The following is a 15,382-nucleotide window of genomic DNA, read 5'->3' as shown; positions in this document are numbered from 1 at the left end:
AGCGGACCTTACTGAGCAGCACGAATCTCGGCGAGCAGTTCGGTGCCGCCTATGTCTGCGGCGATCTTGTCTTGCAGCGCAGTGGCTTTTTCACGGAATACCGTGGTGTCCACGGTCGTGATGGTGACACCCTTGCTGCGCAGGAAGTCCAGCGCTTCTTTCTCGCGGATGGGGGCGAGCGACCGGTTGATATCGCTGGCCAGTTTGGCGCCCTCCATCACGACTTTCTTTTGGGCATCGGTCAGCTGATTCCATTCGTTCATGGAGCAGGCAAACACCGCCGGGCCCAGGAAATGGTTGGTGATGGCGATGTTTTTGGCGACTTCGTAGAGCTTGTTGGTGACGACGACCGCCGAGCCGTGTTCGAAACCGTCGAGCACGCCGGTTTGCATGGCGGTGTAGACCTCGCCAAATGACATGGGAGTGGCATTCGCGCCCATGGCATTGATCGTCTCGACATATACCGGGCTCTGGATGGTGCGTATTTTCAGGCCCTTGAGGTCTTCGGGCTTGTTGATGGTCTTGTTCGCGGTGACCACATTGCGAGACCCCCAGTTCGTGGTCCAGGCCAGCACCTTGAATCCGGACTTTTCGAGATCGGCTGCAATTTCGTCGCCGACTTTGCCGTCGAGAGCGCGATTCATGTGATCGTAGTCTTTCCAGAGAAAGGGCAGGTCGATCACGCCTACGCGTTTGGAGAAGTTGTTGAGGATGGCCGTACCTGCGACGGCGCAGGACGCGCCAGCACCGAGTTGCATCGCCTCGAAAACCGCACGCTCATCACCCAGAGCGCTGGTGGGGTAGATGCGGGCGGACAAGGTGTCGGAGTGGTCTGCCAGGTAACTCTTGAACACCCACGCTACCAGATGATGCTCGGACGTGACGTCGCCATGGGCGGAATGGGAAATTTTCCACTCTTTCTTGGCCTGGGCGTGGGCGGTCGGCGCAAGAGCGACGACCATGGTGGAAAGCAGGGCGGCGAACAGCGGTTTTGCTCGGAAACTGAGCGGCGTGGGGCTCATCATGTGCCTCCTCCTGTGGTTGATTCGATTTTGTTAAAAAATTAGGTATATCGATTTAGTAGATCGTTTTACTAATAACATATCATGGCCTGATTTTTATAGACAGTAATCGCGTATTAGGCTTTACCCTTATATCTAAAACTACGTGTTGTACCTCTAATTAAGGCTCTCAATAGAGCTATTCACTATGTGCGTGATATAGTGAAAAAAACGATTTACTATAACGATTTACTTGATCAGCAAAGCGAGGAGCCTGATGGCAACGATTCAGGATGTCGCCCGGTTAGCCAATGTCTCGGTCAGCTCGGTGTCCAATGTGCTCAATGGCCGCGCCGAACGGATGCGGCAGGACACATTTGCCCGTATTGAACAGGCGATCGAAAAGCTGGGATATCGTCCGAATCAAATCGCCCGGCATCTGAAGACCGGGCATATTCCCATTCTGGGTTTGCTCGTTCCGACGACGTCCAATCCGTCGTTCGGTCAATTGGCGGTCGCTATCGAACAAGTGGCGCAGGCCAAGCACAACTACCGCGTGTTGGTGTGCAACACCTATCGCGACAAGCAGCTCGAGTCCAAGATGTTGGACGACCTCATTGGACTGGGGATCCGTGCCGTCATTGTTATTTCTTCACTGAATGACGAGCGGCATATTGAGGCTGCGATCGACAAGGGGCTGGCTGTCGTCAGCTACGACTTGGGAATAGATCCGTCAAAACCGGCCAAGCATGATCACGTATTGCCCGACAATCGCCTGGCAGGCCGGCTAGCCGCGAATCATCTGATCGCGCACGGCCACAAACGCATCGCTTTCGTTAAGCCCAAAGGGGCGACGATCAGCCGCAGAGAGAAAATCGAAGGCTTCCTGGGTGCTGTGGGCGAAGCCGGCCCAGAATATTCTGCCCAGGTTATTGATATCGATGGCGGTTCGAGATTCGGTGACAACGAGCTTGGACAGCTGGGCTTTGAGGCTGCACAGCAAATCGCCGCAATGGCACCGCGGCCGACCGGTATCGTGGCAGTCAATGACATGACCGCGATTGGCGTCATGGCGGGGCTGCGTCATTGCGGCTTGTCCATTCCCGAGGATGTGTCGGTAGTGGGGATGGACAATGTGACGGTCTCGGAATACGTGTGGCCCCCGCTGACCACGGTTGCAACGCCAGTCCAGGAGGTCGCGGAAACCATGGTTGAGCAAGCCATCGCGCGTGTAAATGAGCCCGGGACACCTCCGCGAGAATTCAGTTTTCCTCCGCGTCTGGTCGAGCGCCAATCCGTGTCTGAGCCCGGAAAACCTTTTCAACCCAACATTTCATCCGACTAAATCATGACGCGGATTTTTCTCACGCATAACCGCGCCGCGCTGCGCCATTACTACGGCGATCGTGCCTTTCAATTGCTGACGGCCTTGGGCGATGTGAGGTTTCACGACAGCGATGCCGAGACGACTCGGGACGATGTCATTCGCCAGGCCCGCGATTGCGATATTTTGGTGAGCTTTCGCGTTCCGGCTATTGATGCCGAGTTGATGCAGGCTTTGCCCAATCTGGCCGCAGTGTGCCGGGTCGCCGTGGATATCCGGAATATCGATCTCGAATGCGCGAATCGTCTCGGTATTCTGGTGACTCGTGCCACACCGGGTTTTGGTCCGTCGGTGGCGGAATGGATCATTGGCGTCATGATCAGCATGGCGCGCCATATCGACGCGGCATCGGCAGCGTACCGCGCTGGCCGTGAGCCTGTGCCGTTGATGGGACGAGAGCTGCGTGGTGCGACGCTAGGTATCATCGGCTACGGGACGATCGGCCAGTACTTGGCCAACCTGGCCAGCGGCTTCGGCATGAATGTTCTCGTTAATGATCCATACGCTGTTGTTGAGCCTGACTCGGATGTGCAGCCGCGTTCACTCGAAGACCTGCTGGCGCAGTCGGACTTTGTTGCGTGCTTGGCGCCGGCAACAGCGGAAACGGCCAATCTGATTAATCTATCCCGCTTTCAGCAGATGCAGCGGTCTGCCTACTTTATCAACGCGTCGCGAGCGGAATTGGTCAATGAACAGGACTTGCTGCAGGCTCTGGATGAGGGTCTGATCGCAGGATGTGCCCTGGACGTTGGGTCGTCCAAAGACCAAATGCCTCCCCTGAGGTTAGCCTCGCATCCCAGGGTCCTCGCCACACCTCACGTAGGGGGCCTGACGCCGGAAGCCTCGGAACACCAGGCGATGGATTCGGTACGGCAGGTGCAGGCCCTGATTTTGGGCCAGCTCCCCGAGCCCAGTATCAATGCCGCTCATGCCAGCCGAGCCCGTGACCGTTTTGGCTTGGTACTGCCGCAGACTTGATCACACAGGAGGATGCCATGATCCAGGCGCGCTGGCCGGTTCCCGTCGATGGCTGCGATTGTCATCAGCATATCTATGACTTGGATGCCTATCCATTGCCGCAGCTGTCTCCTGTTTCGCCGCCCAGGGCCAGTTGGGCTGATTATCTGGCTTTACGTGCGAAACTCGGTATCAGTCGCTGCGTGATTGTGCAGCCCATGGGCTACGGGTTTGACAATCGCTGTACGCTCGACGCGCTGAAGGCCGCTGCAGGATCGGCTCGCGCCATTGTTTCCATGCCGCCAGCGGCAACTGACGAGGCGCTGGCAGTGTTGGGGCAGGCCGGCGTGGTGGGCGTGCGGTTCCAGATGGTGCCCAATAGCGGCAACATCATGACATGGGACGATTTGTCGCCGATCGCACAACGTATTGCCCCATTGGGATGGAATATCAATCTGCAGTTGGACGGCCGCACGCTGCCTGATTACGAGGCGTTGATCGCCAGGCAGCCTTGCCGCATCGTGATTGATCATGTCGGAAAATTCCTGGAACCCGTGACTCCTCAGGACCCTGCCTTTGCCGCATTGAGACGGCTGTTGGACACCGGCAATGTCTGGGTCAAACTCTCGGCTATGTACGAAACATCGCGTACGGGCGCACCGGAATATCGTGACGTGGGTTTGTTGGCAGAAACGTTGGCCCACCATTATCCAGAGCGTTGTCTATGGGCCAGCAACTGGCCCCATCCCGGCCAGCTGCAACGTCCCGATGACCGGTCTCTGCTGGCCTTGCTGGATAGCTGGTGCCCGTCGCAAGCCGTGAGAGATCAGATTCTCGTACATAATCCGGCTAATCTATACAGGTTTTGATAGTCGGCAGACGGGCGTTATGGGTGTTTCCCAGTTATTGGACCAATTCGAAGGGCGCTGGCAACTCAGTCGCCGCATCGAGCAAGAGCACGCGACGATGCGAGGCAGCGCGACGTTTTCCCGGGCGGAGAATGACGTCCTGCTCTATCACGAAGAGGGCTTGTTGACCCTGCATAACGGTCAAACTGTCCGGTGCACGCGCCGCTACAAGTTTCTCGCGCAGGGCGAGTCTCTGGTGATACGGTTCAATGATGGGCCGGACGATGGAAAGACCTTTGTCGAACTGGCTTTCAGTGGCGGTGCAACTGGGATATTGACTGCCGCGGACAAGCATTATTGCGGCAAAGATATCTATTCGGTGGTGTATCGATTGAATCTGCCGGATTCGTACGAGACGGATGTGCGTGTCTCTGGGCCGAATAAGGATTATCGGGCAGTGACCCGATATACCAGGGGCTGAACGAGACATAGGCCTACCGCTTTACCTGACACCAGATCAACATGGTTTAATGGCTCTACGTCGCCGCTTATCTCGTAAGAAACGACGCGTCTAGCGATAAAACTCGATGGAGATCATGCATGAATGGTGCTGAAAGTCTGGTCAGGACGTTGTTGGCTTCCGGTATAGACACTTGTTTCGCCAATCCCGGGACGAGTGAGATGCACTTTGTCGCGGCCCTGGACCAGGTTCCAGGCATGAAATGCGTGCTGGGTCTGCAGGAAAACGTCGTGACAGGGATGGCGGACGGCTATTTCCGCATCGCTCGCAAGCCAGCATGCACGCTGTTGCATTGCGGCCCTGGCCTGGCCAATGGTATGGGCAATCTGCATAACGCACGCCGTGCTCGTAGCGGCATCGTGAATATTGTCGGCGACCAGGCGACCTTTCATCGCCCCTTTGATGCGCCGCTGACGGCTGACACGGCCGGCATGGCGCAAACTGTGTCTCAATGGGTTCGCACGAGCGTGCAAAGCGAGCATCTCGGTCGCGATGCGGCAGAGGCGATTGCAGCGGCTCAAGTGTTCCCGGGGCAGATCGCCACATTGATTCTTCCGGCGGACGTGTCGTGGAATGCCGGTGGTGCGGTCGGCGCTCCGTTAAGCGTGCCTGCCACACCCGAGGTGGACGGCAATGCTGTTGAGAATGCTGCACGAACACTGCGTTCGTACGGCCCAGAGACGCTGATCCTGGTAGGAGGGCCTGCTGTATTGAGCGAGGCCCAGAGCCTGCTCTGGCGCGTGGCACAGGCTACGGGGGCGACGTTGATGGCAGACTTTGTCACTGCACACGTGGCGCGAGGCCGAGGGCGTTTACCGCTTGAGCGTACTCCTTATGTCATGGAGGCGGCTATGAAGGCGCTCGAGCGATTCAAGCACATTATTCTGGTGAACGCCAAGGCGCCGGTCGGCTTTTTTGGTTACCCTGGAATGCCGTCGACGCAGTACTCGCCTGATGCACACATTCAAGTGTTGACGCGGCCGGACCAGGATCCTGTGAGGGCCCTGCAGTCGTTGGTGTCTGTACTGAATGCGCCCGAGGTCGAAATCCCCGATCCAGGTCCGCGTCCAGAGGCGGCGACGGGATTGCCCACGCCCGAAGGCCTGGCACAGACGGTGGCGGCATTGATGCCTGATAACTCCATTGTGTCGGACGAAAGTGTTTCTTTCGGACGTGGGTTTTATAAATTTTCTCACGCAGCGCCTGCAAACGATTGGCTGCATCTGGCGGGCGGCGCCATTGGCGATGGCTTGCCGGTCGCGACCGGAGCGGCGATTGGCGCACAGAAACAGCGGCGCGTCATCAGTTTGCAGGCAGACGGCTCGGCGATGTATTCCCTGCAGTCGCTGTGGACACAGGCGCGCGAACAACTGCCGTGCACCACGATCATTTTGAACAACAGCAAATACAACATCCTGATCGGCGAATACAAGAACGTGGGAGCGACGCCCGGTGAGACAGCAATGAGCATGCTGGATCTGGGTAATCCCTCGCTGAATTGGGTTGGCCTCGCGAATGCGATGGGGGTCGAGGCAGCGCGGGCGAACACGCTGGAACAGTGTGGCGATCTGATGAAGAGCAGCTTCGGCAAGCAAACTCCTTTTCTGATTGAACTAATGGTGTAGCGGTCAATAGCCCGGTTCGAGGCCCGGGCATTTCCAATAGGCCTCAGATGGAGACGAGAAGCGATGAAACGACGTCAGCTGTATAAAGCCCTGGGCGCGATGGTCATTGGCAGTATGGTCTTTGCCGCACACGCGGATACGTATCCATCGAGGCCGATTACGTTGATTGTTCCTTATCCAGCCGGTGGCACGACTGATTTGGCGGCACGTACGATAGGCCAGGCCATGGGGCCTTTTCTAAAGCAATCCATTGTCATTGACAATCGCCCTGGCGCGACGGGAAACATCGGGATGGGAATGCTCAAACGTGCGGAGCCGGATGGCTACACCATCGCCATGGGGACCGTGAGTACGCAATCCATCAATCAGTTTTTGTTCAACGACATGCCCTATGATCCGGGCAAGGACTTTGTTCCTCTGGCGATGGTGTTCACGACACCGAATGTCATCGCGGTACGTAAAGACTCAAATTTGAAGACGTTGCAGGATATGGTTGCCCAGGCCAAGCAAAGCAAGGACAAGCCCGTTTCGTATGCATCGCCAGGGGTCGGGTCGTCGGTGCATTTGACCGGGGCCTATCTTGAACAAGCCGCGGGTATTGACATGCTGCATGTGCCCTTTAAAGGCGTGTCGGGGTCGATGCCGGCCCTGATCGGCGGGCAGGTCGACGTGTTGATGGACAACCTGCCTAGCACGATCAGTCAATTGAAAGACGGCTCTCGTATTCGCGCTCTGGCCGTTACCTCGGCAGAGCGCTTGCCGTCTTTGCCTGATGTGCCGACCGTTGCAGAATCTGGCTTCAAGGACTTTGATGTGACAGCGTGGTTTGCGTTGTACGCGCCAGCCGGTACCCCTGATGCTGTCCGGGCAAAGCTGATCGATGCTGCGACGCAGGCACTTGCTACGCCCGCGGTGAAAGCGCAGTTCGAGGCGTTGGGCGCGACGGCGGGTACGGTCAGCGGGGAGCAGCTCGCCGCATTCGAGCAGACAGAGCGCCAACGCTGGAGCCAGCTCATCAAAGAACGCAAGATCACGATCAACTGAAACCCCGTTGCAATGCCGGCGGGCGCCGGCAACGCAGACATCGCGTTGTCATCGTCAAGGGCGGCATTGTTGCGGGCAAGCGCGTAAGATGGCAACCGGTTCTCTTCCAATTGCTGCGTTGCCGTGATGGTCATGGCGGCGCGGCGTGCGTCGCTGATCATGCCTAGAGTATTCTTTCTGCTGCGTCTTGTTGCCATAGTGGCTGTGGCCCACGTCTACGTCGGGTTGCGGCTGATTCCCGATCTGCATCTGACGAGCGGCCAGCAGTGGGCTGCGTGGGGTGTCCTCGTCACGTCTTGCATCCTGATGCCTGTTTCCTTGGTCATTCGGCCGTTTGCGGCGCGTCCCTGGGCCGATTGGGTGGCTGGGATCGGGCTGGTGATGATGGGCCTGTTCTCGTCGACATTCGTGTGCACCCTGCTGCGGGACGCCGTATTGACGATCGTCTTTGTCATGGGAGACCTGACATCCGCAACCTTGCCGCTCACTCAGCTCAAGTTCATCAGCGCCGTGGCTGTCGTGGCCTTGGCGTTGGCCGCCACGCTGGTGGGTGCGTTCAATGCGAGGCGATTGGCGCGTGTGCGGCGAGTCGATGTGCCTATCGCCGGCCTGCCTTCGGCACTACAAGGGTTTGCTATCGCGCAGATCAGCGATATTCATGTCGGCCCCACGATCAAGCACGGTTATGTCGAGCATATTGTGCAGGCCGTCAATGCGCTGCAACCCGATTTGATCGCGGTGACTGGGGACGTCGTCGACGGGCCGGTGGTGCAATTGTCCGCACACACTCAGCCGCTGGGCCAATTGACGGCGCGTCACGGTACGTATCTGGTGACAGGCAATCACGAGTATTACTCGGGCGTGAATGCGTGGGTGGCTGAGTTTCGCCGTTTAGGGCTACACGTGTTGATGAATGAGCATGTGGTATTGCGGCATGCGGATGCGCAGCTCGTTGTTGCTGGTGTGACAGACTATAGCGCCGGCGCTTTCGATCCGGCGCAGGCCAGCGATCCGGTCAAAGCGCTGGCGGGGGCGCCTGCCGGCAGCGTCAGCGTGCTGCTGGCGCATCAGCCGCGCAGTGCGTCGGCGGCTGTGCAGGCGGGTTACGCCTTGCAGTTGTCGGGGCACACGCATGGCGGGCAGTTTTTCCCCTGGAATTTATTCGTGCGTTTTCAGCAGCCTTTCGTTGCCGGTTTGCATCGTGTCGAGGAAATGTGGGTTTATATCAGCCGTGGTACGGGCTATTGGGGGCCGCCCAAGCGGTTGGGGGCGCCCTCCGAGATTACTCTGCTGAGGTTGGTGGCTGCTTGAAGCAGATGATGTCTGGGCAGCCGTGTCATTTTAAGATTCACTTCATCTCCCGGCGTATAGTCGACGAATGCGTATCCTCCTGGCCGAAGACGATATTTCATTGGGCGAATCCATCGAGTCATGGCTGGCTCTCGATGGCTATGTGGTCGACCGTGTCACGCGCGGTGATTTGGCGCAAACCGCCTTGAGCACGCACGATTATCAATGCTTGCTGCTTGACCGTGGTCTGCCGGGCTTGACCGGCGATGCGCTGTTGCGCGCACTGCGGATACGTAGAGAGACCATTCCCGTCATCATGATTACTGCGCGCGATGCCGTGCGAGATCGCATCGAGGGACTGGACCTAGGGGCCGACGATTATCTGGTCAAACCCTTTGATCTGGAGGAGCTATCGGCCAGGATACGCGCGGCGATGCGTCGACACGATGGACGTCCGGATGGGGGACTGTCTCATGGTGCGTTGACGATGGATCTGGCTGCCAAACACGTCACGTTCCAGGGGCGGCCCGTCGAGTTGACCGCTCACGAGTTCGCCATCCTGCATGCGCTGCTGCGCCGTCCAGGCCATGTCGTCTCGCGGGCTCAACTTGAGGAGTCCCTGTATGGCTGGGGCGATGAAGTAGAAAGCAACACCATCGAGGTGCATATCTATAACCTGCGCCGCAAACTCTCGGCCGAGTCGATCAAGACAATCCGGCGCCAGGGTTATCGGTTGGCGGATTGATATGCGTTGGCGCCGTACCCATAAAGGCTCACCGGCCGATTCTCCTCGCGGTTATTCATTGCGCCGGCGGCTGATTTCGACCACACTGGGTTCGAGTATCGCGGTGGGTGTGATCAGTACGGTCATCGTGCTGGCTCTGGCCTGGAAAGAGGTCAGTGATACGTTTGACGATACGCTCGAAGAAGGCGCCCGGCTCGTGTTGGCGTTGGGCGAGGGGATATCAGCAGGAGGATTGCCTGCGCGCAGTCGCGATGACGATGCGCAACCTGCGCTGCGGCTTGATTATCAGATCATTTCGCGTGAGGGTGTCGTGATCCGCCGAGGTGAGGACGCGCCAAAACGTCCTTTTGTAGATCCGGGCAAGCGTGATGATCGTTTTTATGATGTCAAGGCGTCTGGAAAACGTTGGCGTGTTTATATACGCAAGCATGATTCCATGGGGGTTTCCGTTCAGATCGGTCAGGAATGGGAGGATCGTACCGATCTCATCGTCGATATGCTGGAATCATTGGCCTGGCCGTTGATCGGGTTGTGGCTCTTGTTGGGTCTGGTCAATTGGTGGTTGATCCGGCGCCTGGTTGCCCCGTTCGAGCGGATGGCCCGCGAAATGGAGACCAAATCCCCCTCGGATCTGTCAGCCTTGATGTATGACGGCAACGCACGGGAGGTGCGCACGGTGGTCGTTGCCTTGAACCGCCTGTTGTCGCGTCTGGCTCAAGCACTCGAGGGCGAGCGCCGGTTTACCGCCGATGCCGCGCATGAATTGCGTACGCCTTTGGCTGCACTGGCCTCGAGGATTCAGGTGATGCAACGCCGCCTATCTACCGAAGGGGCGCAATCTGTTGCGACAGATCTGCAACGGCTGCGAGACGATGTCGCCCGCAGCACCGCCTTGGTCGAGAACTTGCTGCAGCTCGCACGTCTGGACCCAGAGTCGGCTGACGCTCTGGTCTCGGATACGATCGATACCCGAGCGCTGCTGGACGAGGTGGCCAGAGCCTGTGCACCTCAGGCCGCTGCCAGAAATATCACGATGTCTGTCCACTGCGACGTCGCGACGCTTGCAGGAAATCGCGATGCGTTGTTAACGGCATTGCGCAATCTGGTGCACAACAGTATTAGCTACGGGCGAGTGGGCGGCAAGGTCGAGATCACTGCCGGGCGTGTCGGCGACACGATTACCCTGGCTGTCCGTGATGATGGCGATGGCGTTTCGGATGCTGACCGTCAACGGCTGACGCAACGCTTCTTTCGCGTGCTGGGTAGCGGGGTGCAGGGCAGCGGCTTGGGGTTATCGATTGTGGCCAGAGTGGCAGAGCTGCATCATGCCGATTTGCAATTCGGTCCTGGATTGGACGGCCGCGGATTAGGGGTAGTGTTGGCGTTTCCGCTGAAGTCCCCGCGCTGAGGGGGCAGATCTCCGCGCATTGAGCGCTGGCGAATGGGCCTTGACGTGTTGAGTGATGCGGCTCAGATTCGCTTAATCTTCGTTGTATCTAATAGTGCTGTGTTCAACAATGATCGCGCAATGCGCACTAGGAGCCATGCTATGACCCATTCTTTTCGTCTTATGACTCTGCCCCGTACTTTGCTGGCCAGCGCCGCTCTCGCCGGGGCGTTGGCGGCTGGTGGTGCTTCCGCTCAGGGCTACACCGGACCGAGCTCCGTGCCCGCTGACGCACAACGGGGCTATGCGGGGCCGTCTTCGGTTGCCGTGACGTCGGTCAAGACCCTGATCGAGACCGGGCGAGATGACCAAAAGGCCATATTGCGCGGCCGCATTGTGTCGCACGATGGCGGGGATCACTACACCTTCGACGACGGCACCGGGCGTATTCGCGTCGATATCGACGATCACGATTTTCCGGCTGGCGTGAAGATCGACGATAAAACGACGGTCGAACTCCATGGGGAACTCGATCTTGATCGCAAGGGGATTGAGTTCGATGTGGACGTGATTCGAGTGGTGCAATAGCAGATATCTGCACTGCCAAAAGCACACCGCCCGCCGATCAGCAATGATCGGCGGGCGGTGTTTTTCAGGCGTTAGCGATGGATGTTAGACGCCGACCACAGAGACCGCCTTGGTTACCAGATAGGCTTCGAGAGCCTCGGGGCCGCCTTCGGAACCATAGCCGGAGTCCTTGACGCCGCCAAAGGGCAGCTCGGCCGATGGCGAAGCGGCTTGGTTGATCCAGACCATGCCGACTTCGAGGCGGCGCGACAACTCGGTGACCGACTTGAACGAGCGCGTGTAGGCGTAAGCGGCCAGGCCATAGGGCAGGCGGTTGGCTTCGCGGATGGCTTCGTCCAGGGTCTCAAAGCTGCGGATCGCGGCGATGGGGCCGAACGGTTCTTCGTTAAAGACGTCGGCATCCAGCGGTACGTCGGCCAAAATCGTCGGGGCGAAGAAGTTGCCGGCAGTACCGACGCGCTCGCCGCCTGTGGCGACGCGTGCGCCTTTTTCGCGGGCATTGCTGACAATCTTGTCCATGGCAGCCAGGCGGCGATCATTGGCCAGGGGGCCCAGGGTCGTGCCTTCGGTCAAGCCATCACCCAATTTGAGCTTTTCGGCGTGGGCAATGAAAGCCTTTTCAAAGTCGGCCTTGACGGCGGAGTGCACCAGGAAGCGGGTCGGCGAGATGCAGACCTGGCCGGCGTTGCGGAACTTGGCGCCGCCAGAGGCCTTGACTGCCAACTCGACGTCGGCGTCTTCGGCCACGATCACCGGGGCGTGGCCGCCCAATTCCATGGTGACGCGCTTCATGTGCTGGCCCGCCAGCGCGGCCAATTGCTTGCCGACCGGGGTGGAGCCGGTGAAGGTCACTTTACGGATGATCGGGTGCGGAATCAGGTAGCTGGAAATCTCGGCCGGCGAGCCGAATACCAGGCCGATTACGCCCTTGGGGATGCCGGCGTCGACGAAGCAGTTCAACAGCGCGGCCGGCGAGGCAGGTGTTTCCTCGGGAGCTTTGACCAGGAACGAGCAACCCGATGCCAGCGCAGCGCCCAGCTTGCGTACGATCTGGTTGACCGGGAAGTTCCACGGCGTGAATGCAGCGACCGGGCCTACGGGCTCCTTGAGCACCATCTGCTGGGCAGCGGTATTACGGGCCGGGATGATACGGCCATAGACGCGCAAGGCCTCGTTGGCGAACCAATCGATGATTTCCGATCCTGCCAACACCTCGACACGGGCTTCGCCCAGCGGCTTGCCTTGTTCCTGGGTCAGCAGGCGGGCGATGTCGTCGGCACGCTCACGTACCAGCACAGCGGCGCGGCGCATGATGCTGCAGCGCTCATGGGCAGACATGTTGCGCCAGGTCTCGAATCCACGCTGCGTGGCGGCCAGAGCGTCGTCCAAGTCTTCGCGCGACGCGTTGGCGACTTGGCCGATCTTGGCGCCAGTCGCGGGGTTGACCACATCAATGCGCTTATTTCCTTTGGCTTCGCGCCATTCGTTGTCTATCAACAGGAGAGTGTCGGGATAACTGCTCATGAATGCTCCAAAGGGAATGTTGTGATCGACTTGACCGGTATTCGGACCCCGAGAAAGACCATGAGGACTTATCGGGAAATGACTGCCGGAGAAAACGACGGCCGTCTCGCGGCCATGTGAATATACGAGTTAACTACTGCTAGCGTTCTATGTCAAAAACCCAGCCGGAAATTGTATAAGGAGAAAGGCCGGAAAACGGCCGGTTTGCCGATTGTTTGTTCCGTTACAAATCCGTGCGAAATGGCTGACCGCAGATATCGGGCCAGGGCGTACTGCCTGTTGAACGCGTCAAGCCGCCTTGGCCTGCTGTCGCAATTCGCTGATATCGCGTTTGGGCGGTGCCCCGAACAGCCGGCTGTATTCCCTGCTGAACTGAGAAGGGCTTTCGTAGCCGACTTTGAATGCCGCACTGGCTGCGTCCAGGTGCTCGTTCAGCATCAGGCGTTTCGCCTCGTTTAATCGAAGCCATTTTTGGTATTGCAAAGGGCTCATCGAGGTGAGTTGACGGAAGTGATGGTGAAACGTTGCGCTGCTCATTTGCGCACGCGCGGCCAGTTCGTCCACGCGCAGTAATTGCGCATAGTTATGTTTCAGCCATTCGATCGCCTTGGCGATCCGGTGGCCCTGGCTGTCTACAGAGGCGATCTGACGCAGCCTGGCCGTCTGGTCGCTTTTCAACAGTCGGTAGTGAATTTCTCGTTGTATCAACGGCGCGAGGACCGGGATGGAATCAGGCTCGTCCAGCAATTTCACCAGGCGGCAGAAGGCGTCCAGGATCTTGGGAGTGACGTCGCCGATGCCTGCGCCGGCGCCGACCGCGCGATCTCGCGAGGGTGGCAGGTTGCCTTGAGCGATCAGCTCGGCCAGGATGCGCAGGTCGAGTTTCATTGCCAGGCCAACACAAGGGGTGGCGGGGCTGGCGGCCAATACCTCTGATGTCGCTGGCAGATCCAATGAGGTAATCAGAATACGCGAGCAATCATAGGGATAGGCCTTTCCGCCGATCCACATCTGCTTTGCACCCTGTGTCACCAAAACGATGCTGGGTTCGACCACGCAGACGCACGGGGGAGCGGGATTGTCGCGTCGAAAGAGGCCAAGATTGTCAATGGCGGTTTTGTGGTCGCCCTCGTGAGAGGCGCGCGCGCAGATCATATGCGTCATGGCTTGTTGCGGTGACACTGGCTGCGCTAAGGTGCGAGATGTGGATGCCATATCGGTTGGGATTCTCCTGCAGCAACTTTACCGCGTACGGCATACATCTTGCCACGTGTAATGCTCGCTTCTCGGAGAATCAGGCAAGAAATCCAGCGAAATGCGCTATCGATCCGCTGGTGATACCTGGAAAATGCTCATCTAACCCGATGCATAAAGGAATCAACATGCTCGTTCACGCCTATGGTGCCCACGCGGCCGACAAACCTCTCGAATTTCTGCAGATCACCCGCCGGACACCGGGGACACACGATGTGCAGATTGATATTGCTTTCTGCGGCGTCTGCCATTCCGATCTGCACCAGGTGCGCGCGGAATGGGAAGGCACGCAGTTTCCTTGTGTGCCGGGTCACGAAATCGTAGGACGTGTGTCGGCGGTCGGTGCACATGTATCGGATTTCAAGATCGGCGATCTGGTCGGTGTCGGCTGTATCGTGGACAGCTGCAAGCACTGCGCCGATTGCGAAGCGGGTTTTGAGAACTATTGCGACGGCATGGTTGGCACCTATAACGCGCCGACCAAGGACGAGCCCGGCTGGACGTTGGGCGGGTATTCGCAAAAAATTGTGGTGCATGAGCGATTCGCCTTGCGCATCCGGCATGCCGAGGATCAGTTGGCGGCGGTGGCGCCCTTGCTGTGCGCCGGTATTACGACGTATTCCCCGCTGCGTCATTGGGAAGCAGGTCCAGGCAAGAAAGTCGGCGTCGTCGGGATTGGCGGGCTCGGGCATATGGGTATCAAACTAGCCCATGCTATGGGCGCGCATGTGGTGGCGTTCACGACGTCGGACTCCAAACGCGAAGCCGCAAAAGCGTTGGGGGCTGACGAGGTTGTCGTATCCCGCAATCCCGGAGAAATGGCCGCCCATGCCCAGAGCTTTGACTTCATCTTGAATACGGTGGCCGCTCCACACGATCTGGATGCATTCCTGGCGCTGCTAAAGCGTGATGGCACGATGACGCTGGTAGGCGCGCCCGCTACGCCGCATCCGTCGCCCAATGTATTCAACCTGATTACGAAGCGCCGCTCGATTGCCGGCTCGATGATCGGTGGCATTCCCGAAACGCAAGAGATGCTGGACTTCTGCGCCGAGCATGGAATTGTGGCGGATATCGAGTTGATTCGTGCCGACGAAATCAACGAAGCCTATGAGCGCATGCTCAAGGGCGATGTGAAGTATCGCTTTGTGATTGATACGGCGACGTTGGCGGCTTAAGTCGCGTTACTGATCCGGCATTACCTATTCGATATGA

The 15,382-nt window shown here is 58.4% G+C and carries 14 protein-coding genes; 11 read left to right on the top strand and 3 right to left on the bottom strand.

Translation table 11 applies throughout. The annotated features are described in order from the left end of the window. Positions 1-8 precede the first annotated feature (8 nt). Positions 9-1,025, bottom strand: coding sequence for a TRAP transporter substrate-binding protein (locus ACYVI2_RS25355; RefSeq protein WP_415817648.1), 1,017 nt, complete (start codon positions 1,023-1,025; stop codon positions 9-11). 253 nt (positions 1,026-1,278) lie between these two features. Between ACYVI2_RS25355 and ACYVI2_RS25350 the strand changes: the two genes are divergently transcribed. The 10 genes from ACYVI2_RS25350 (at position 1,279) to ACYVI2_RS25305 (ending at position 11,389) form a co-directional block, all read left to right on the top strand. Then, entirely contained in the window at positions 1,279-2,346 is a 1,068-nt protein-coding gene (locus ACYVI2_RS25350; protein WP_415817650.1) for a LacI family DNA-binding transcriptional regulator, read from the top strand. A 3-nt stretch (positions 2,347-2,349) separates the two neighbouring features. Continuing rightward, on the top strand, positions 2,350-3,363 hold the full coding sequence (locus tag ACYVI2_RS25345; RefSeq protein ID WP_415817653.1) for an NAD(P)-dependent oxidoreductase: 1,014 nt from the start codon (positions 2,350-2,352) through the stop codon (positions 3,361-3,363). Between the two features lie 17 nt (positions 3,364-3,380). After that, positions 3,381-4,211: an amidohydrolase family protein gene (locus tag ACYVI2_RS25340; protein WP_415817656.1), complete on the top strand. Its 831-nt coding sequence runs from the start codon at positions 3,381-3,383 to the stop codon at positions 4,209-4,211. Between the two features lie 19 nt (positions 4,212-4,230). Further along, complete coding sequence (locus ACYVI2_RS25335; RefSeq protein WP_415817658.1) at positions 4,231-4,671, top strand: DUF6314 family protein; 441 nt, start codon at positions 4,231-4,233, stop codon at positions 4,669-4,671. Positions 4,672-4,790: 119 nt separating this feature from the next. Then, positions 4,791-6,335, top strand: a complete 1,545-nt coding sequence (locus ACYVI2_RS25330) for an acetolactate synthase large subunit (protein WP_415817660.1) — start codon at positions 4,791-4,793, stop codon at positions 6,333-6,335. A gap of 63 nt (positions 6,336-6,398) precedes the next feature. Then, positions 6,399-7,379: a Bug family tripartite tricarboxylate transporter substrate binding protein gene (locus tag ACYVI2_RS25325; protein ID WP_415817662.1), complete on the top strand. Its 981-nt coding sequence runs from the start codon at positions 6,399-6,401 to the stop codon at positions 7,377-7,379. Positions 7,380-7,538: 159 nt separating this feature from the next. Further along, entirely contained in the window at positions 7,539-8,690 is a 1,152-nt protein-coding gene (locus ACYVI2_RS25320) for a metallophosphoesterase (protein WP_415817664.1), read from the top strand. A 67-nt stretch (positions 8,691-8,757) separates the two neighbouring features. Then, positions 8,758-9,414, top strand: coding sequence for a response regulator (locus tag ACYVI2_RS25315; RefSeq protein WP_415817666.1), 657 nt, complete (start codon positions 8,758-8,760; stop codon positions 9,412-9,414). A 1-nt stretch (position 9,415) separates the two neighbouring features. Next, a complete protein-coding gene (locus ACYVI2_RS25310) occupies positions 9,416-10,822 on the top strand; it encodes a sensor histidine kinase (RefSeq protein ID WP_415817668.1) in 1,407 nt (468 codons plus the stop codon). Positions 10,823-10,963: 141 nt separating this feature from the next. Next, positions 10,964-11,389, top strand: coding sequence for a YgiW/YdeI family stress tolerance OB fold protein (locus ACYVI2_RS25305; RefSeq protein ID WP_415817670.1), 426 nt, complete (start codon positions 10,964-10,966; stop codon positions 11,387-11,389). An 84-nt stretch (positions 11,390-11,473) separates the two neighbouring features. Here ACYVI2_RS25305 and ACYVI2_RS25300 read toward each other — a convergent pair whose 3' ends face one another. Together ACYVI2_RS25300 and ACYVI2_RS25295 are read right to left on the bottom strand one after the other, a co-directional pair. Then, positions 11,474-12,913, bottom strand: a complete 1,440-nt coding sequence (locus ACYVI2_RS25300) for an NAD-dependent succinate-semialdehyde dehydrogenase (protein ID WP_415817672.1) — start codon at positions 12,911-12,913, stop codon at positions 11,474-11,476. Between the two features lie 288 nt (positions 12,914-13,201). Then, positions 13,202-14,128, bottom strand: a complete 927-nt coding sequence (locus tag ACYVI2_RS25295) for an AraC family transcriptional regulator (RefSeq protein WP_415817675.1) — start codon at positions 14,126-14,128, stop codon at positions 13,202-13,204. A gap of 167 nt (positions 14,129-14,295) precedes the next feature. On the opposite strand from ACYVI2_RS25295, the gene ACYVI2_RS25290 reads away from it, so the two are divergent. Next, positions 14,296-15,345 carry an NAD(P)-dependent alcohol dehydrogenase gene (locus tag ACYVI2_RS25290; protein ID WP_415817677.1) on the top strand — a complete coding sequence of 350 codons (1,050 nt, stop codon included), beginning with the start codon at positions 14,296-14,298 and terminating at the stop codon, positions 15,343-15,345. The last annotated feature ends 37 nt before the right edge of the window (positions 15,346-15,382 follow it).

The organism is Bordetella tumbae (assembly GCF_054780995.1).
This window is presented reverse-complemented; position numbering and strand designations above follow the sequence as displayed.